Below are 17,871 nucleotides of genomic sequence, written 5' to 3' on the forward strand. Positions count from 1 at the left end.
TTGAGCCCAAAAACAAGGATAAATACTCTTATTGTCATGATAAGGAGACTGATGAGGTTTGTAAAGTAATCTTTTTCGTTTGTATTCCCTTATGCTTGAGATAACTGCATGCAGGTTCATGAATGTCCTTACTCTTTATTTCCATGAATTCCCTTTGAAGTTGAATATTGAAAGTTAACTGGAGAGTTGTGAATTACTTTGTATATGTCATAACAAGCCATTGCGCTCTCAGCAAAACCATTTAGTATCAACTTGAGTTTGCCTGAATAAGTAGCTATATCTCCGATTGCATATATCCTATCTCTACTGGTTCTAAGTGTAGCTGGGTCGACAACTATGCGGCTATGTTCTAACTGTATACCCCAATTGTTTATTGGACCAAGATTCATTGATAATCCAAAAAATGGCAGCAAAAAATCAGCGGATATTTCTTTTTCTTCCTTAGAGGCAATGTTTTTTACTATCACTGCGATCAACTGCCCGTCATTTCCGGCTAGTTCATGTAATTGATATGGCACTACAAGTTCTATTTTTCCATCAATTTCAAGTGTTTCTAATTTATTTCTAGTTTCAGGAGTGCAGCGAAATTCTTTTCTTCGATGTATCACATAAATTTTCTTTGCAACTCTAGAGAGTTCTACAGTCCAATCAGCTGCAGAATCACCCCCCCCTGCAATGACTATAGTTTTGTCCTGAAAATCAGAAATTTTATTTACACTGTAAAATACAGATTTATTTTCATATTCTAATATATTACTTAAGGGTGGACGGTTAGGTTCAAACATTCCGTTACCTGCAGCAACAATAACAACCTTACATTTTACCTCTGTGCCTGTATTAGTTATGATAATAAAGCTTTGATTGCAGTTATTCGAAATCTTTTCTACTTTTTGATTTAAATGGTAAATAGGCTTAAATTGTGAAGCCTGCTTCATTAATTGTTCGATTAATTTTTGAGCAGTAATTACAGGATAACCAGGTATATCATATATTGGCTTTTCTGAGTAAAGAGCTGTGCATTGTCCTCCTACTTGATCCAAAATATCTATTATATGACATCTCATATCAAGCATTCCCGCTTGAAAAGCAGTGAATATTCCAACAGGCCCTGCACCTATTATTACTATATCGGTTTCCATATTCAGATGGTAATCTATTTATAGATATTAACTTTCTTTGCTAATAAGGTCAATTTACAAAGGGATGTATTTTAAAAAGACGTAGCTAGATTAGATAAGATTTACAGCGTTACGAACCATCTAAATAAGCTCTAAAAATTAACTAACATCGTGAGTCTGAGAAGTAAGTGCGGACGGAATGGGATTCGAACCCATGGTACGTTTCCGTACGTCAGTTTTCAAGACTGGTGCCTTAAACCGCTCGGCCATCCGTCCACCTCTTTTCTACCACAATATTTAATTTCAAGCAATCTATAAAAATCTTACTTACCTATACAAAAACTGCTAAACACACTATCCAATATTTCCTCAACATTAATAACCCCAATTACTGCACCAAGTTCAAATGCAGCAAGCCTCAAATCTTCAGATATCAACTCAATTGGATTATCGATATTAAAACGTTGTAAATGTTCTAGCGCCTTCTGCATGTGACCCCTATGTCTTTGCCGAGTAATTACAGGAGTGTCTCTATCATGCCCAAATTTTTCCTCTGCCTTCTCTTTTATAAGAGAGATCAATTTGTTTGTACCTATTCCCTTTAGAATAGAAATAGATAGAAAATCTACATCGCCAATCAGTGTATTTCTCTCATTAATTGCATTGTCAGCTTTGCTCAATACATAAATAGTATCGCTATTTACAACGTTGCAATTGACATTATAACGTTGTTCAAAAGGAAACAGTTCTATTCTTAAATCAGCTTCAAAAGACCTCTTTTTTGCTCGACTTATGCCTTCTGATTCTATTGGATCTGAACTTTCACGAATTCCAGCAGTATCAGATAGAATGATTGGGTATCCGCCAATGTCAATATGAGCTTCAAGCACATCCCTTGTTGTGCCTGCATATTCAGAAACAATAGCAATATCACGTTTGGCCAAGAAATTAAACAGCGTTGATTTACCAACATTTGGTTCACCAGTTATTACAACGTGTAAACCCTCACGCAACCTTTCACCCCGTCTATTATCATTTAAATGCTCTTGTATCAACCGCACAAGAGCTTGCACTTCATTACTAATTTTTTCCAATTCATTTTTTTCTGCCCAAATATCTTCTGGAAAGTCTATATACGCTTCGATTTTGGATTGTATCGTTATCAATCTTTGCTTCCAATTGCTGTATAGTCTCTCCAATTCTCCTGATATCTGCTTAATCGCTTGTTTAGCTTGCATTTTCGTCTCAGCATTAATTAAGTCTGCAATTCCTTCTATTTGCGTTAAGTCAAATTTACCATTTAGAAAAGCCCTAAGTGAGAATTCTCCAGGCCTGGCCGTAACGAAAATTTTTGATAATTCCTCCAAGATGATTTTTACGACTGCTTTGCTTCCATGCACTTGTAACTCTATAACATCCTCGCCAGTAAAACTGTTTGGAGCGGGGAAATAGATGATTATTCCATTATCTATCAATTGATTGGAATCATCATATAGATCAACTAAAGTAGCAAGCCTTGGTTTAATTTCTTTCTTAATATGAAAATGATTTAAAGCTTTAAGCGCGTATTCGCCTGAAATTCTAATTACTGCAACTCCTGACTTACCAAATACGGTCGATAAAGCGAAAATAGTTTCATTTGTGTTTGTCATTATTCATATAAACTACTTAGCAATTTAAGAAACCAAAATACCTAATTTGAAAATATTCAAAATTTTTATCTATCTTGCTAGTTTATAGTAATATCATATTAATAAATACATTATATAAAAAACTGTAAAGGTCACTCGGATGAAAATATTTATTTTGAAAACTGATAATATGAATTATAATTATAAATGCAGCTTTTAAATATTTTATGCTCAAGAAATTAGCTTGGTATTGGTCTTTTGTAGAGTTGATTAAAGGGTTCGCTATTACATTGAAATACATGTTCAAACCGAAAGTCACACTGAGGTATCCTATGGAGAAGGGCCCTTTAAGTCCAAGGTTTCGTGGTGAGCATGCGTTGCGTAGGTATCCAAACGGTGAAGAACGATGCATAGCTTGTAAATTATGTGAGGTTATTTGTCCTGCCCAAGCAATAGTTATTGAAGCAGAGGAAAGGGAAGGTGGCATTCGCCGCACTACGCGTTATGATATTGATATGACAAAGTGTATATATTGCGGGCTTTGTCAAGAAGCGTGTCCTGTTGATGCAATTGTTGAGGGCCCTAATTTTGAATTTGCCACAGAAACAAGAGAAGAGTTAATGTATAATAAGGAAAAATTATTGCGTAATGGTGAAATTTGGGAGGATGTAATTGCACTCAGATTGAAAAAGAATAGGCCGTATTATTAACTAGGTATGTCAACAATTAAAACTTCTTACAGCAAGTATGTAATAGATCTCTTGTACAGCTGTTATTTAAGTGAAAGATCAGTAGCTCACCTTTTGGTGTCATTCCAGCGCGTGACGCTGGAATCTAGAAAAAAAAGAAACATGGATCCCAGTGTCACGCACTGGGATGACAAAAGGTCTGATGAATGATAAAAGTTACCTTTTCAACCGAACAAAAAGTAAAAGAATACAGTGGTAGAGTTACTGGCTTTGATATATTACAACCGGATGCTTTGAAAGAAGCAGTTGCATTGAAAGTAAACGGTGAGTTATATGATCTCTCACGTGAAATTGAATCTGACACAGAGATAGAGGTAATACAGCTCAGTGACGAAGTGGGTTTGGACGTAATAAGACACGATGCTGCTCATATAATGGCTCAGGCAGTGAAAGAACTCTTTCCTAATACTCAGATTACTATTGGGCCAACAATTCAGGATGGTTTCTACTATGATTTTGCTACAGATCGTGCCTTTACCACGGACGATCTTGCTGCAATAGAAAAAAAAATGAAGGAAATTATAAAAAGTAACCACAGATTCGTCCGAGAAGTTTGGACTCGTAAGCAAGCAATTGACTTTTTTAGCAGCATAGGCGAAAAATATAAGATTGATATTATCTCATCCATACCAGAGGGTGAAAACCTAACTGTTTATAGACAAGGCGATTTTGTAGACCTATGCCGTGGTCCGCACTCTCCTTCAACTGGCAGAGTTAAAGCGTTTAAACTTATGAAAGTTGCAGGAGCATATTGGCGTGGTAACTCGAAAGGTCCCATGTTGCAGCGCATATATGGAACGGCATGGAGAAATAAAGATGAATTAAATGCTTATATAGCGCGGTTGGAAGAAGCAGAAAAGCGTGATCATCGCAAAATTGCCAAGGATATGGACTTATTTCACATTCAAGAAGAAGCTGTTGGGCAGATTTTTTGGCATGAACAGGGATATACTTTATATAATGTTCTTGAGTCTTATATAAGAAAGAAATTGATAAGTAATGGCTATTTTGAAGTAAAAACTCCTATTTTAGTAAGTAAAGAGCTGTGGGAGAAGTCAGGACATTGGGATAAATTTCGTGAAAATATGTTTATTGTTGATGAATCTGAAAGTAAAAAGCTAGCAATAAAACCCATGAATTGCCCCTGTCATGTGCAGATTTTTAATTCTCACACCAGAAGCTATCGTGATTTACCGATGCGTATGGCAGAATTTGGTATGTGCCATAGGAATGAAAGTTCAGGTTCATTGCACGGACTGATGCGAGTGCGTGGTTTTACGCAAGACGATGCACACATTTTTTGTATGGAAGAACAAGTAAATTCTGAAACTGTAAAGTTTTGTGACCTTTTAAAAGAAGTATATTCAGAGCTTGGATTCAATGAAATTTCTGTGAAATTTTCAGACCGTCCAGATGTGAGAGCTGGAACAGATGAAGTGTGGGATAGGGCTGAAAAAGCGCTGCTTGAAGCTGTTAAAGAAGCGGGCTTAAGTTATGAACCAAGTCCAGGTGAAGGTGCGTTTTATGGTCCCAAGTTAGAATTTGTTCTAAAGGACGCAATAGGAAGAAGCTGGCAGTGTGGTACGTTACAGGTTGATTTTATTTTACCAGAGCGGCTCAGAGCTTTTTATATAGGAGCAGATGGGCAAAAGCACCACCCTGTTATGATACATAGAGCAATTCTTGGAGCTTTTGAACGTTTTATTGGAATTCTAATAGAGCATTATGCAGGAAAATTTCCACTGTGGCTTGCTCCAACACAGCTTGCTATTCTGACCATTACAAATGAGGCTGACGGTTACGCCACAGAAATTAGCAGTATTTTAAAAGAACAAGGTGTGAGAGTCAAGACTGATTTGACCAATGAAAAAATTAGTTATAAGATACACTTGCATAGTTCAAACAAGGTTCCTATATTATGGATTATAGGTAAAAATGAAGTTGCAAGTAAAACTGTGTCAGTGAGGAATTTGGGATTAGAAAAACAGGAGTCTTTTTCTTTGGAGAAGGTTACTGAATTGCTGTTAAAAAGTATTAATTTGAGTTAATGGAGCTAAAATTTGCAAGTTAAAAAGAACAATAAAAACAGAATTAATGAACTCATCACAGCTAAGGAAGTACGCTTAGTTGATCATAATGGTGAAATGATCGGAATTGTTCCAATAGAACAAGCTTTGGCATCTGCTCAGAATGTCGGTTTAGATTTGGTAGAAATTGCACCTGATTCAACCCCTCCAGTATGTAAAATACTGGACTATAGTAAACAAAAGTATGATATAAAAAAGAAGGCAAGTGAAGCAAAAAAGAAACAAAAAGCATTAACTACAAAAGAAATTAAACTGGGTCCTAATATTGGTGATCACGACTACGAAACAAAATTGCGTCAAACAAGGGATTTTCTTACGCATGGACATAAAATTAAAGTCACAATGAGGTTTAGAGGTAGAGAACTTACAAATACTGAGGTTGGGTTGGAAAAATTAGAACGATTAATTAGAGATACTGAAGACATTGCAAAGGTAGAATTAACACCTAAAAGGGAAGGGAATCAATATTTTTTAGCTCTGGCTGCTAAGTAGCAAAACGACTTAAAAGTATAGGTTAAGTTACTATTCTCTCTTCAATTATATAACGAAAATGCCTGATTAATCCTTGAATCGGCCAAGCTGCAGCATCACCAAGTGCACAAATTGTATGTCCTTCTATTTGAGTTGTAAGATCAAGTAGCTTATCTACTTCATCAAGTTTAATATTTCCTGCTACCATCCTTCTTGTAATCCTCCACATCCATCCAGTACCTTCACGGCATGGTGTGCATTGGCCACAGGACTCATGCATATAAAAGTGTGATAACCTCTCTATTGCAGCTATTATATCAGTTGATTTATCCATCACTATTACAGCAGCAGTACCAAGCCCTGATTGTGCAGCTTTTAATGAATCAAAATCCATTTCAATAGTATCGCATATAGATTTTGGAATTAATGGCACTGAAGACCCACCAGGTATTACAGCAAGTAAATTATTCCAACCTCCTCGCACTCCACCTGCGTATTTTTCAATCAATTCACGTAGTGGAATTCCGAGCTCTTCTTCAACATTACACGGATTGTTTACGTGTCCTGAAATACAAAAGACCTTGGTACCAGTATTATTTTGTTTACCAAGAGATGCAAACCATTCTCCTCCGCGATTCAGAATATCTGGAACCATGGCTATAGTTTCAACGTTGTTTATTGTGGTTGGGCAGCCAAAAAGCCCAACACCTGCAGGAAATGGAGGTTTCATGCGAGGAAAGCCCTTTTTTCCTTCAATTGATTCGAGTTGAGCTGTTTCTTCCCCACATATGTAAGCTCCTGCACCCCTATGGATAAACACATCAAGATCATAGCCTGATTTGCAGGCATTTTTTCCAATTAAATTTTCTTCATAGGCTTCCTTAAGCGCATTTTTTAGAACTAAATATTCTTTATAAAACTCACCCCTGATATAAATATACGCAACTGATGCGCTGACCGCTCTGCCGGCCAGGAGAATTCCTTCAAGTAACTTATGTGGCTCATATCGTAATATATCTCTATCTTTACATGTACCAGGTTCTGACTCATCTGCATTGACTACTAAATATGCTTTTGGAGGATTTTTGGGCATAAAGCTCCACTTAAGGTAGGTGGGAAATCCTGCACCCCCTCGACCTTTTAAGCCAGATTTTTTTACTTCATCAATGATCTTTTCTGATCCTAAATCTAGTAACTCCTTTGTTTTTTGCCAGCTACCACGTTTTTTTGCACCCTCAAGTAGTGGAGTTTCTTTACCATTTAGGTTGGTGAATATTTTGTCTTGTTCTTTTAGCATGTTTTTCAAAATTTGTGAGTGATCCCGACGCGATTCGAACGCGTGACCCACTGATTAAAAGTCAGTTGCTCTACCGGCTGAGCTACGGGATCATTTCATTTTTCAACTGTACTAAACAGTAATATAGTTTTTATCCATTTTAATCAAACTAAAATTTTCATGTGTGGTTAAATAAATATACTGCGTTAGTGATAATTTAATTAAGAATTTTTGAAGGAAAACTTCTTGTTAAATTTCAATTTACAGATTCATTTTGGAAAGCTTGTAGAGTGATTACAAATCTGAAAAGACAAAAAGATAGCGAATTATACATAACTGCAGAATTTGTTAACTATTTAGCAATAGATAAATATTTCTTGCATTTCAGCCTGAGTGATTTATGCTTTAAGCAAGTGGGGGTATAGCTCAGCTGGTAGAGCATCTGTTTTGCACGCAGAAGGTCAGCGGTTCGATCCCGCTTGCCTCCACCAATATAGGTTTCAATATACCATAAAGTCAGTCTATTTAGTTCATCGGGGTTTTATACTAATCCTCTAGTGATATCTATTATTATCATTCCAGTATATATCAACTTAATCATAAGTTAATCAATAAATGTTAGAATAACTATAATTAAATTTATTAAATAATATTTATGAGTGGTGAAAAACATATTTTCAAGATAGTGCCTGGAGATCAGATTTCCGATATTAACGGCATCTCTATTTTTGAAGGAGTTCCAAGATCATTTCACGGTGATAGGGGGTATATAGAACATTCTGAATACAATCTTGCTAAAGTGAATTTTGAAGCGTTAGATGATGAAAGTAAATTTATAGAACTAAGTTTACCCTTGCAGATGTGCCAAATTAAACGAACTACAGTGTATAATGGTAAGTATACTAAAGAAATGTTGTGTCTGAAAGAAGATGGAGAAAAACTAAACCTCTGTACAATCAAACAAGATAAACATGTTGATGATAGTGATAAAGATTTTGCTAGAGTGGAATTAGAGGAAGTACCATCTCCGATAAAAGGCAAAAGTTATTCATTAAGTATATTCGATAAAGAGTCAGGTGAATGTTGCATAAAATCTAAAATTAGAACTGACTCTAGCTTTGATTTTGAATCAGCAAAAAAAAGCCTTAGCGATACAAACAACTTCTCTATTTTATCTGATCCTGCACGTGAAGAAATCCTTGCCGTTATACCAGAGTTCAAGGGAGGGATAATGTCTTATTATCCTTTCACTAGTGTATATGACCAAACAAATAATAAAATTGCTTCAATACCAGGCCTCTCTCTTGCATACTTTAATGGCAATTTGGTAGACATAAAAATGCTATTATTACAAGGATCTTTTTGTATTTTTGTAGCCCCACAGGAATGCGAATATATTACACTTGAAGGTAGCGGTAATGATTATCAACTTTACCTATCAGATAGCCGAGGAAATCCTGTGGAAGATGAAAATCCTCAAACTCCTACTTTCCTCGTAGAAAGTATAGTGCTGAACAATAGTATATTATATAATGATTATAGTAATTTGAAAGAAATAATATCATCAAATATATTTACTAAATTTTTTATTAAGGACCTAACAGAAAACCAATTAAAGACTTTTGCCAATGCTCTTAGTAACGAGCAATTGCAGATTCTTGTACAGAATTTAACAGATAATCAACTCCAAGCTTTAGTGGATCATCTAACCAATCACCAATTACAAACTCTCGCTCAGGAACTAAATCCAGAAAAATTACAAATAATTGTTCCTATTTTAAGTGGTGCTCAGCTTGGAGCCCTAGTGGAAGACTTACGTCCAGAGCAAGTAAAAGAAATTTTACCTCACTTAAAAGTGGATCAGTTCAAAGTACTTATTAAAACTTTAAATAACGAACAATTTACAGTGCTTGCAAAAGACTTGGCTGAGCACCACTTGACAATACTCTCCAAAGAGTTAGAAGGTGATCAGTTGAAAGCTTTAGTAAATAGTCTGCAAGAAGAACAACTGAAAGACTTAGTTAATAAGCTTGATCATGAGAAACTTGAAGCAATTGCTCAGGATTTAACTGATTCTAATAAGATTCAGATTATCATCAAGTCTTTAGCTGATAACCCAGACAAACTTCAAGCTTTTGCTCGCAATATGTCTAATGAGCAGTTTAAAGAACTTTTGGATAACGTAGGCGTAGAAGAGCTTAAAGAGATTATTCACAAGCTGCCTTATGAGAAAGTAACAGCTGTGATTGGTGATCTTGGCAATAAAGATCAATCTCAAGCTATTATTGATTCATTAAAAGGTAAACTTGACGAGCAAAATGAAAAGCTAAAAGAGGTTTATGAGAAGCTAGAAGAACTTCTACCGCCACCTGTGTACAGCGAAGCGTTGGAAAGTTTGCGTTCATCACCCCGTATTTCCCAAGATACTAACACTGAATTTATAGCAGTCGAAGAATATGCTTACCATGAAATCTGAGTACTTGTAAGCCAGTGCTTACGAGTTTGGAAAAAGGTTGTCTGATGAGAGTAGCAGCTAGTTTAATTATTAATAATGTTATGGAGGTAACTCATATGAGAACAGATAAAAGTCTACAAAACAATGTACAAGGTTTTGCAACAGAAAACAATGAGCAAAAAGTTAATATCATTGGACCTTTCAAGCTAAAAAGCCAGGGGAAAAACTTCACGGAGCAACAACTAACAAGAGCTATAGTAGGTGCTCATGTTCAAAATGTTATTAATGAGATGGTCGATAGTATAAATCAAAACCTCATTGATAAGTTAAATACGATATTAACAGATGAAGAGAAAAAAGTTGCAAAACTAATTGAAGATGTTGGTGATCAAAAGAGTGGTTTAGTAAAAGATCTCAGTGATTTAAAACAAGCTTTCGAAGATATTGCTCCTCCATTAGCAGCTCCTCCAGTATTCCATGTTACTGGCGAAGAGAACGGATTGTTTTAATATAAAGAGGTAACAGCTTGCTAGCAGGTTGCTGCTTTCTCCACATACTATTTAGGTATAGCTGGGGTTAGGGAGTTTATTTTAAAACTTTTGGCATATAGTTCTCATCATGTTTTGCAAACACCGTATCTGCAAGAAAGGTACTATTATCAGACATTTTACCTTGCACGACAATACCGCTTTTTTCCGAAAACATCGGTGGAAGTATTCCCTGGTATTTTACCACAACGCTTTTGTTAAAATCTGTCATTTGAAAAATCACTTCACTTTCGTTGCGTATCACGCTATTTTCAACAACCATTCCACCAACACGGATTGGCTTTTGACTATTTGGTAAAACTATTGCCTCACTTACTGTATAGAAAAATGAGATATTTTCTTTGAGCGTTGTTAAAATAAAAAAAACTGCACAACTTAAAAAGCAGAAAATTCCTGAAGTTATAAGTAATCGCTTATGTTTCTTCTTCATTATTATCTTTCAGGCTTTCTAGAATTTTTTTACTTTTAGTATAGCAAGAAATGGTAAAAATTAGCTCTCCAGCAATCAGCGTGAAACTAATAAGGTAAGCAAAAATTACATATGTATTCATAATGCATTATCAATAAACAACTCACCTGCATCAAAATAAATTAAGCTTCCATCCTTTTGCTGCAACACCAATTTACCACTTTTATCTATATCAGCAAAAATTCCTTCATACAATTTGTCAGCTAACTTTACACTGATTTGCTTATTCAGCTTAAATGCTCTTGTGAGCCACATTTCTCTTATAGCATGAAACCCATCAAACAGCCATTGCTTTCTTAGCTTATTAAAATTTATTATTAATTTCTCTAATAGATCTATGTTAGACACAGACTCACCGTAATTGCTAATACACGTTGTTTCTGGAAGTGGTGCATGATTGACATTAATTCCAATTCCTACAATAAGCCAATTCGAATTGGATCTTTTTTCAAGCAATATTCCACTTATTTTCTTGCCATCGATTAGAATGTCATTTGGCCATTTATGTTGAATGTTACTGTCGCTTACAAATGACAGTAACGTATTTTCGACAGCAAGAGCAGTAACAAAAGTCAATTCTGTTAATTTGCTGATGTCTTTAACTTGACTCATTAAGCCTACTGTTATCCCAGTATCATCCGATGTCATCCCAGTGCTTGACCAGGCTTCTTTATTCCTAGATTCCAGCGTCACGCGCTGGAATGACACCGAAAGCTGATTTTCACTTAGATAATCGTTAAAGAGGTTTACTATCAAACTTGCATAGAGATTACCCTCTGGAGAAATCCAGCTTTTTCCAGTGCGCCCTCTACCCTCTGTTTGTTTATCGGCAATAATAATAGTTTCATTAGATATTCCTTTATCAATTAAATCTAATGCTTCTCTATTAGTGCTTGAAACTTCTTTGTAATGATAAATATGAAAGCCCTCAGGGATCACCTTGTCAGCCCTTTAGTTCAATGAGTGAGTAAAACGTACAAGAAAAGAACGAGGTTGATCAGTGAAGCCACTGAAGTGATAATGAATAGACCCTTAGAATAAGCAACCTTATTAACACCAGCTTTATCAAAATACATAACTTTTATGATATTTAGATAATAGTAACATGATATAACACTTGCCACTACAAGGATCAAAGACAGGCTGATAAAGCCAGAATTTATTAAACTTTTGAATATAAAAAATTTAGCGATAAAACCTGCAAGTGGAGGTATTCCCGACATCGAGAGTAACAGTACAGAAAGATGGAATGCTAAAATTGGTTGCTTTTTTCCTATACCAGATAAATTTGCAATATCACAATCATCATCGTCAATTTGTACGAGATATGAGAATAGCCCTATGCTTGTGATGATATATATCACCAGATACATTAAGGCACTATCTGTTCCTGCTTGTGTAAAAATAGAAAGTGAAGCAAATATAAAGCCAATGTGACCAATTGAACTGTAAGCAAGCAGCCTTTTTAAGTTTTGCTGACGCAAGGCCCCAAAAGCTGAGATAAGCACAGACAATGCTGAAACGTATAAGAAAATAGGCTGAACATAACTTTTTACATTTACTAACTCTTCATTCATCAATCGAATTAAAAATGTTACAAGTGCAGCTTTTGGGGCCGTAGAAAAAAACGCAGTTACTATGGTAGGTGCACCTTGATAGACATCTGGAGCCCACATATGAAAAGGAGCAATAGCAAGCTTGAAACACAAACCAATAAGGATAAAAACTAACCCAAAAACTATTCCATAAGTTATCTGATGGCTTTGCAAGAATGAACCGAGCTCAGAGAAATTGACTTGTCCTGTATATCCATAAAGCAGCGACATTCCATATAGCATAATGCAGGAAGATAGTGCACTAAGTGTAAAATATTTCACTCCTGCTTCACATGAATAAGCTGAATCTTTATTAAAGCTCGCAAGAACATACAAAGATATACTCATCAACTCAAAAGCTAAATAAAAAGAAATCAGACTATTTGCTGAAACCAAAGTTATCATGCCAAATAGCGCAAAAAGAATCAGTATTGAAAATTCATATTTATAGTCATATTTTGATAAATTCAGCATCAAAAGTATTAAAATTCCTGTGCTGAGAATTAACCCTTGGGCTGACCTGATGTATAAATTGAGTTTTAACAACGAATTAAAGAGAAAAATTTCATTGTTTTCTGCCGAAATAATTAAAATAATCAAAGTTATCACTGTGCAGCCAAGTGCTAATAAGTTGATAGTTCGGCGGTTAAATATAATTCCAAGCAGTAGCAACACTAACGAGGAGATAATAGAGAACGTTTCCGGCAATATCTGTATATAATTCATAGCGCATTATATTTGACTAACAAATTTGCCATACATGGCTTCAAATAATTCAGTGCAAGGGTTGGGTAGAATCCAAGCAAAATAACAACCACTGCAAGCAGAATTAAGACAGAAAGTTCTATGCTATCCAAGCGGTTATTTAGTAATTTAGAACAGCTAACCCCCCATATTATTTGCTTACATAAATTCAGCATATAAACTGCGCTTAAAATAGTGCCAAGTGCGATAAATCCTGTAAAAAAACCTATGCTCTTAAACATTCCAACCATGGCCAAAAACTCACCTATGAACCCAGATGTTCCAGGTAGCCCTATTGAAGCCATTGAAAACAAAATAAACATAAAACCAAATTTTGGCATTGTATTTACTATGCCAAAATACTTTGCAATCTTCAAAGTTCCAATTCGAGTATATAGCATTCCAACACACAAAAATAAAGCAGCAGAAATAAGGCCATGACTAATCATTTGAAATATGCTACCCAGTACTCCTTCCTCACAAAATGAAAAGAGGCCAGCGGTAACGATCCCCATATGTGCTATTGAAGAATAAGCTATTAACTTCTTTATATCATCTTGAGCAAACGCAACTAGAGAAGCATATATCACCGCAATAATGCTCAGCACAACAACGAAATTTGAAAAATACAAACTTGCCTGAGGAAGCATTGGAATAGAAAACCTTAAAAATCCGTACCCTCCCATTTTAATAAGCAAGCCAGCTAAAATCACAGATCCAGAAGTTGGTGATTGCACATGCGCATCAGGAAGCCAAGTGTGAAATGGAAACATCGGTACTTTTATTGCAAAAGAAATAAAAAATGCAATCCACAGCAATGACTGCACTTCAAGATCAAGGCTTGGCACTAATGTAGCTAATTTTTGTATACTAAACGTTCCAAAAACACTATAGATGTATACCAACCCAAGTAAAAATAATAATGAGCCAGTTAATGTATAAAGAAACAACTTAAACGTCGCATATACCCTTTGCTTCCCTCCCCAAATGCCAATAATAAAGAACATTGGTATTAAAACAGCTTCAAAAAACACATAAAAGCTTATAGCATTCAGTGAAACGAAAAAACCAACTACAAAACTCTCAAGCAGTAGAAACAATGCCATATAGGCTTTTAGGGTCGTATAACTCATTTTGCAGTTGTAGAGTATACAAATTACAAACAAGAAAGTTGTAAGCAGAAGGAAAAACAACGATATACCATCTATCCCTATTCCTACATTCTTGATTGGATAGCTGACAAACTGAAAGTCCGCATTGTTATAATCAAATTCTATATAAGCTACAATGCTAAGCAAAAATGGAAGTACAGCAAAAAATAGGGCAAGGAATCTTAGGTGTATAGATTGATGATTAATCCTGATCGAGGATAAAATCAACGCTCCTATCAGTGGAAGCAAGAATATACTAAGTAACAACACCTTCTATTTAATTCCAATAATATATAAAGCACCGATTATTAAAGTAACAAACATAATAAATGCATAATCAAATATATAACCAGTTTGTAACTTTATAGAACTTTTTGAACATTCATTAACCAACCCTACAACACCATTTGGTCCAAATGAATCAATAACCTTAACATCAAACTTCCATAGGAGCTTAGATATAAACCTTATTGGTACAATTATAACAAACTCATACACCTCATCAAAGTACCATTTATTCTGCAAGAACTTAAGTAAAAATTTACTCTTAATTTGCCTAATTACTTGATATTGGTAAATTAGGTACGCAAGTGCTATTCCACTTAGGCTTGCTAAGGTTGGCAGTAGTTTTATAAAGAAATTATGAACTCCATGCTCGTCAATAACTACTAAACTTGATTTCCAAAACGTATTACTAGTTATGTTCAAAATATTTGCTCCCCACACTCCAGAAAATACCGATCCAAAAGCAAGTATCAGTAATGGTATAAGCATAATCTTTGGTGCCTCATGTATATTAATTTTACTTTGTTTTTGGCTGTGGAACACAAGAAGCAATAACCTCCAAGAGTAAAACGCTGTGAAGAATGCAACAACTAAGCTTATTACAAAAGCAAAGCTATCCGTGCTATAAGCATGTTCAATTATCAAGTCTTTTGAATAAAAACCTGCAAATGGAAATATTCCAGAAAGTGCAAGAGACCCAATCCACATTAGAGTGTAAGTGCAAGGGATTTTCTTCCAGCAATTTCCCATTTCCTGAATGTTTTGCTCATGATGCATTGCGTGAATTACATTGCCAGCACCAAGAAATAGTAGAGCTTTAAAAAAAGCATGTGTCATTAAATGAAAAATAGCAACATTGTAAGCAGAAAGCCCACATGCCATGAACATATAACCAAGTTGACTGCAGGTTGAATAAGCAATTATTTTTTTTATATCATTCTGAGTAATCGCAACGGTTGCTGCAAAAAAAGCAGTAAGTGCACCAACAATAACTATTAATTCTCGTGCCACATTTGATAACTCAAACAATGGAGAACATTTTGCTATTAAAAATATACCTGCTGTTACCATCGTTGCTGCATGAATAAGTGCAGAGACGGGGGTTGGCCCTTCCATTGCATCTGGCAACCAAACATGTAAACCAAGCTGTGCAGATTTACCCATACAGCCAATAAAAAGTAATATGCATATTATATGAATTACTTTGAATTCACAGCAGAATGCTCTAATGTTCTGCGCGCCAAGAAGATCAGCTGTGTCAAAAACTTCAGTAAATTTCAAAGAGTGAAATGTATAATAAATGAGAAAGATCCCAATCAATAGTGCAAAGTCTCCTACCCTATTCACAACAAATGCTTTAATTGCTGCATTATTTGCAGAATATTTTTGAAACCAAAATCCTATGAGTAAATAAGAACATAGGCCAACCCCTTCCCAGCCAAAAAAAAGCTGCACGAAATTATCGCTTACAACCAGCACAATCATGCAAAACGTAAATAGCGATAGGTAAGAAAAAAACCTCGACTTCCCTTTATCATGCTTCATATAACCGATAGAATAGAGGTGGACTACTAGTGAAACGGTGGTAATAACAATAAGCATTAAGGATGAGAGAGCATCCACACTAATTGCCCAATTTACTTTTAATACACTTAATGAAAATAGAGGAAATAAAACTAAATGATAGTTTTCAGAGAAGGTGAGAAAAACATACCAAGATAAAACTGCAGATATTCCAATCCCTGCCGTTGTAACTAACTGACTTTTTCTAAAAAGTGCTGCAAATAGTGAACCAAAAAGTGGCAAAAATACTATTAATTTCAGTATATCCATCATTCTTTCATTAAGTTCGCTTGTTCAACATCTATATTGCCACGACTTCTATAATATACAACCAATATTGCAAGTCCAACTCCTGACTCTGCTGCCGCAACAGTCAACACAAACATCACAAAAATTTGCCCAACTATATCATTCATAAAGGCAGAAAAAGCGACTAAGTTGATATTAATTGCCAGCAGTAATATTTCTATTGATAACAGTATGTTGATTATGCTCTTACGGTTAATGAAAATACCGCACACCCCAATAGTAAACAAAACAGCAGCAACCATCAAAAAATGATTTAATCCTATTTCCATTCCACTCCTTTTCCAAATTTAGCCTTAACCAATTTTACAGATGAAGATTGTGTCAATTGCTTTAATATATTCTGTTTTTTAACTCCTTTTTTCTTGTCCTGCAAAGTAAGAGCAATTGCACCGACAATTGCAACAAGCAGCAGAATACCAGAAAGATGAAAAGCGTACATGTAGTCAGTGTAGAGCAAATTACCGATAGCTTTCACGTTATTGGTATTATAGTTTATAACATTGCTTATATTCGGTGCTGAGCTGCTAATTACAAAGCTGATGACTAGAAAAAACACAACACATAATATAGCACCAAGAGTGAAATGCTTTGCAAAACCTTGGCGCAACCTTATGTAGTCAACATCGAGCATCATAACTACAAAGAGGAATAACACTGCAACTGCACCGATGTATACTATCAATATCATCATAGCAATGAATTCAGCGCCAAGGAGAATAAAAAGAACTGCAGAATTAACGAAGGTGAAAATTAAAAATAATACTGCATGCACAGGATTTCTTACGCTGATTACGCATACAGCAGATAAAATGCTAAGAATTGCAAAAAAATAAAAGAAAAAGGGCATTGATACTTTAACTGCAACAATAGTTACTAACTTAAAGTAATTATTGCTGTAAAGTCAATATTAAATGCCTACCTTATGGATGAACTTGCGATTGTGATTTTAAACATTCGGGAGTAAGTACATTCTTAATTGCAGTACACATACTCATATCAGGATCATTTTGCTTCTCTTCACTTACTTTCTCGCAAAACTTTCCAATACCATAACCCACCAGTGCACCAACAACAGTGGCTGCAATAAATACTGCAACAGCAACAACAGGAGTTAAACTCCTGCAAGGTATGCCTATAGCTGCTCCTATCACCGCACCACTACCTAAAGCATAATAAGCTCTACGAGCATTTTGTTTGCTTTTAGATTTTTGTGAAATCTCTTCTACTATTTTAAGTTTTTCTGCTGCTAAATCACTATCTTGTTGTTTTTCTTCATCATTTAACTTACCAAATTTATATAAAATCTTTGAAGTGCATTCTAAGTATTGTCCAAACAGATTGCACATATTCTTTTAGTGCATCTATTGTTACTCCTTCATTAAAGTGTTTTCTCAAGGTATCATGATCAAGACTATCAAGT

At 35.2% G+C, this 17,871-nt stretch carries 16 protein-coding genes and 3 tRNA genes; 6 read left to right on the forward strand and 13 right to left on the reverse strand.

Annotated features, from left to right (window positions below; all coding sequences use genetic code 11):
* Positions 1 to 128: 128 nt before the first annotated feature.
* From ABLO99_RS06410 to mnmE, 3 genes are all read right to left on the reverse strand, one after another.
* Positions 129 to 1,139, reverse strand: coding sequence for an NAD(P)/FAD-dependent oxidoreductase (locus ABLO99_RS06410; RefSeq protein ID WP_349967270.1), 1,011 nt, complete (start codon positions 1,137 to 1,139; stop codon positions 129 to 131).
* Between the two features lie 170 nt (positions 1,140 to 1,309).
* Positions 1,310 to 1,394 (reverse strand) — tRNA-Ser (locus tag ABLO99_RS06415).
* Between the two features lie 47 nt (positions 1,395 to 1,441).
* Positions 1,442 to 2,770, reverse strand: a complete 1,329-nt coding sequence (mnmE, locus tag ABLO99_RS06420; RefSeq protein WP_349967271.1) for a tRNA uridine-5-carboxymethylaminomethyl(34) synthesis GTPase MnmE — start codon at positions 2,768 to 2,770, stop codon at positions 1,442 to 1,444.
* 206 nt (positions 2,771 to 2,976) lie between these two features.
* Here mnmE and nuoI point away from each other — a divergent pair, with 206 nt between their 5' ends.
* The 3 genes from nuoI (at position 2,977) to infC (ending at position 6,077) form a co-directional block, all read left to right on the forward strand.
* Positions 2,977 to 3,459: an NADH-quinone oxidoreductase subunit NuoI gene (gene nuoI / locus ABLO99_RS06425; RefSeq protein WP_349967273.1), complete on the forward strand. Its 483-nt coding sequence runs from the start codon at positions 2,977 to 2,979 to the stop codon at positions 3,457 to 3,459.
* Between the two features lie 185 nt (positions 3,460 to 3,644).
* Complete coding sequence (gene thrS / locus ABLO99_RS06430; RefSeq protein ID WP_349967275.1) at positions 3,645 to 5,546, forward strand: threonine--tRNA ligase; 1,902 nt, start codon at positions 3,645 to 3,647, stop codon at positions 5,544 to 5,546.
* A 12-nt stretch (positions 5,547 to 5,558) separates the two neighbouring features.
* Complete coding sequence (gene infC / locus ABLO99_RS06435; protein ID WP_047759472.1) at positions 5,559 to 6,077, forward strand: translation initiation factor IF-3; 519 nt, start codon at positions 5,559 to 5,561, stop codon at positions 6,075 to 6,077.
* 22 nt (positions 6,078 to 6,099) lie between these two features.
* Here infC and nuoF read toward each other — a convergent pair whose 3' ends face one another.
* Both nuoF and ABLO99_RS06445 read right to left on the reverse strand, forming a co-directional pair.
* Positions 6,100 to 7,353, reverse strand: a complete 1,254-nt coding sequence (gene nuoF, locus ABLO99_RS06440) for an NADH-quinone oxidoreductase subunit NuoF (protein WP_349968506.1) — start codon at positions 7,351 to 7,353, stop codon at positions 6,100 to 6,102.
* A 19-nt stretch (positions 7,354 to 7,372) separates the two neighbouring features.
* Positions 7,373 to 7,445: transfer RNA gene (locus ABLO99_RS06445), tRNA-Lys, on the reverse strand.
* A 302-nt stretch (positions 7,446 to 7,747) separates the two neighbouring features.
* Here ABLO99_RS06445 and ABLO99_RS06450 point away from each other — a divergent pair.
* The 3 genes from ABLO99_RS06450 to ABLO99_RS06460 all read left to right on the forward strand — a co-directional run bounded on the left by ABLO99_RS06450 (position 7,748) and on the right by ABLO99_RS06460 (position 10,296).
* A tRNA-Ala gene (locus ABLO99_RS06450) sits at positions 7,748 to 7,823 on the forward strand.
* A 164-nt stretch (positions 7,824 to 7,987) separates the two neighbouring features.
* Complete coding sequence (locus tag ABLO99_RS06455) at positions 7,988 to 9,808, forward strand: magnesium transporter MgtE N-terminal domain-containing protein (protein ID WP_349967276.1); 1,821 nt, start codon at positions 7,988 to 7,990, stop codon at positions 9,806 to 9,808.
* A gap of 95 nt (positions 9,809 to 9,903) precedes the next feature.
* Positions 9,904 to 10,296 (forward strand): hypothetical protein, encoded by a 393-nt coding sequence (locus tag ABLO99_RS06460; protein WP_349967278.1) that lies wholly within the window; start codon positions 9,904 to 9,906, stop codon positions 10,294 to 10,296.
* A gap of 76 nt (positions 10,297 to 10,372) precedes the next feature.
* Here ABLO99_RS06460 and ccmE read toward each other — a convergent pair whose 3' ends face one another.
* From ccmE to ABLO99_RS06500, 8 genes are all read right to left on the reverse strand, one after another.
* Entirely contained in the window at positions 10,373 to 10,765 is a 393-nt protein-coding gene (gene ccmE / locus ABLO99_RS06465) for a cytochrome c maturation protein CcmE (protein ID WP_047759470.1), read from the reverse strand.
* Positions 10,766 to 10,882: 117 nt separating this feature from the next.
* Positions 10,883 to 11,743, reverse strand: a complete 861-nt coding sequence (locus ABLO99_RS06470) for a biotin--[acetyl-CoA-carboxylase] ligase (RefSeq protein ID WP_349967279.1) — start codon at positions 11,741 to 11,743, stop codon at positions 10,883 to 10,885.
* A gap of 17 nt (positions 11,744 to 11,760) precedes the next feature.
* Complete coding sequence (locus ABLO99_RS06475) at positions 11,761 to 13,125, reverse strand: NADH-quinone oxidoreductase subunit N (protein WP_349967281.1); 1,365 nt, start codon at positions 13,123 to 13,125, stop codon at positions 11,761 to 11,763.
* Positions 13,122 to 14,564 (reverse strand): NADH-quinone oxidoreductase subunit M, encoded by a 1,443-nt coding sequence (locus ABLO99_RS06480; protein ID WP_349967283.1) that lies wholly within the window; start codon positions 14,562 to 14,564, stop codon positions 13,122 to 13,124. The genes ABLO99_RS06475 and ABLO99_RS06480 overlap by 4 nt, the downstream gene beginning before the upstream one ends.
* 3 nt (positions 14,565 to 14,567) lie before the next feature.
* Complete coding sequence (nuoL, locus tag ABLO99_RS06485) at positions 14,568 to 16,415, reverse strand: NADH-quinone oxidoreductase subunit L (protein ID WP_349967285.1); 1,848 nt, start codon at positions 16,413 to 16,415, stop codon at positions 14,568 to 14,570.
* Entirely contained in the window at positions 16,412 to 16,720 is a 309-nt protein-coding gene (gene nuoK, locus ABLO99_RS06490) for an NADH-quinone oxidoreductase subunit NuoK (RefSeq protein ID WP_349967287.1), read from the reverse strand. The genes nuoL and nuoK overlap by 4 nt, the downstream gene beginning before the upstream one ends.
* Positions 16,711 to 17,298 (reverse strand): NADH-quinone oxidoreductase subunit J, encoded by a 588-nt coding sequence (locus ABLO99_RS06495; RefSeq protein ID WP_349967289.1) that lies wholly within the window; start codon positions 17,296 to 17,298, stop codon positions 16,711 to 16,713. Before ABLO99_RS06495 ends, nuoK begins: the two co-directional genes overlap by 10 nt.
* Positions 17,299 to 17,371: 73 nt before the next feature.
* The gene (locus ABLO99_RS06500) at positions 17,372 to 17,797 is read right to left on the reverse strand and encodes a hypothetical protein (protein ID WP_349967291.1); all 426 of its coding nucleotides are present in this window, start codon (positions 17,795 to 17,797) and stop codon (positions 17,372 to 17,374) included.
* Positions 17,798 to 17,871 lie beyond the last annotated feature (74 nt).

Origin of the sequence: Wolbachia endosymbiont of Armadillidium arcangelii (genome assembly GCF_040207875.1) — a bacterium.
In the GTDB taxonomy this organism is placed as follows: Bacteria; Pseudomonadota; Alphaproteobacteria; order Rickettsiales; family Anaplasmataceae; genus Wolbachia.

Coding starts and splice junctions, on each gene's coding strand:
- nuoK (WP_349967287.1), bottom strand. CDS start 16,720: ATGGAAATAGGATTAAATCATTTTTTGATGGTTGCTGCTGTTTTGTTT.
- nuoI (WP_349967273.1), top strand. CDS start 2,977: ATGCTCAAGAAATTAGCTTGGTATTGGTCTTTTGTAGAGTTGATTAAA.
- ABLO99_RS06475 (WP_349967281.1), bottom strand. CDS start 13,125: ATGAATTATATACAGATATTGCCGGAAACGTTCTCTATTATCTCCTCG.
- thrS (WP_349967275.1), top strand. CDS start 3,645: ATGATAAAAGTTACCTTTTCAACCGAACAAAAAGTAAAAGAATACAGT.
- ABLO99_RS06410 (WP_349967270.1), bottom strand. CDS start 1,139: ATGGAAACCGATATAGTAATAATAGGTGCAGGGCCTGTTGGAATATTC.
- ABLO99_RS06455 (WP_349967276.1), top strand. CDS start 7,988: ATGAGTGGTGAAAAACATATTTTCAAGATAGTGCCTGGAGATCAGATT.
- ABLO99_RS06460 (WP_349967278.1), top strand. CDS start 9,904: ATGAGAACAGATAAAAGTCTACAAAACAATGTACAAGGTTTTGCAACA.
- nuoL (WP_349967285.1), bottom strand. CDS start 16,415: ATGATGGATATACTGAAATTAATAGTATTTTTGCCACTTTTTGGTTCA.
- ABLO99_RS06495 (WP_349967289.1), bottom strand. CDS start 17,298: ATGCCCTTTTTCTTTTATTTTTTTGCAATTCTTAGCATTTTATCTGCT.
- ABLO99_RS06500 (WP_349967291.1), bottom strand. CDS start 17,797: ATGTGCAATCTGTTTGGACAATACTTAGAATGCACTTCAAAGATTTTA.
- ccmE (WP_047759470.1), bottom strand. CDS start 10,765: ATGAAGAAGAAACATAAGCGATTACTTATAACTTCAGGAATTTTCTGC.
- nuoF (WP_349968506.1), bottom strand. CDS start 7,353: ATGCTAAAAGAACAAGACAAAATATTCACCAACCTAAATGGTAAAGAA.
- mnmE (WP_349967271.1), bottom strand. CDS start 2,770: ATGACAAACACAAATGAAACTATTTTCGCTTTATCGACCGTATTTGGT.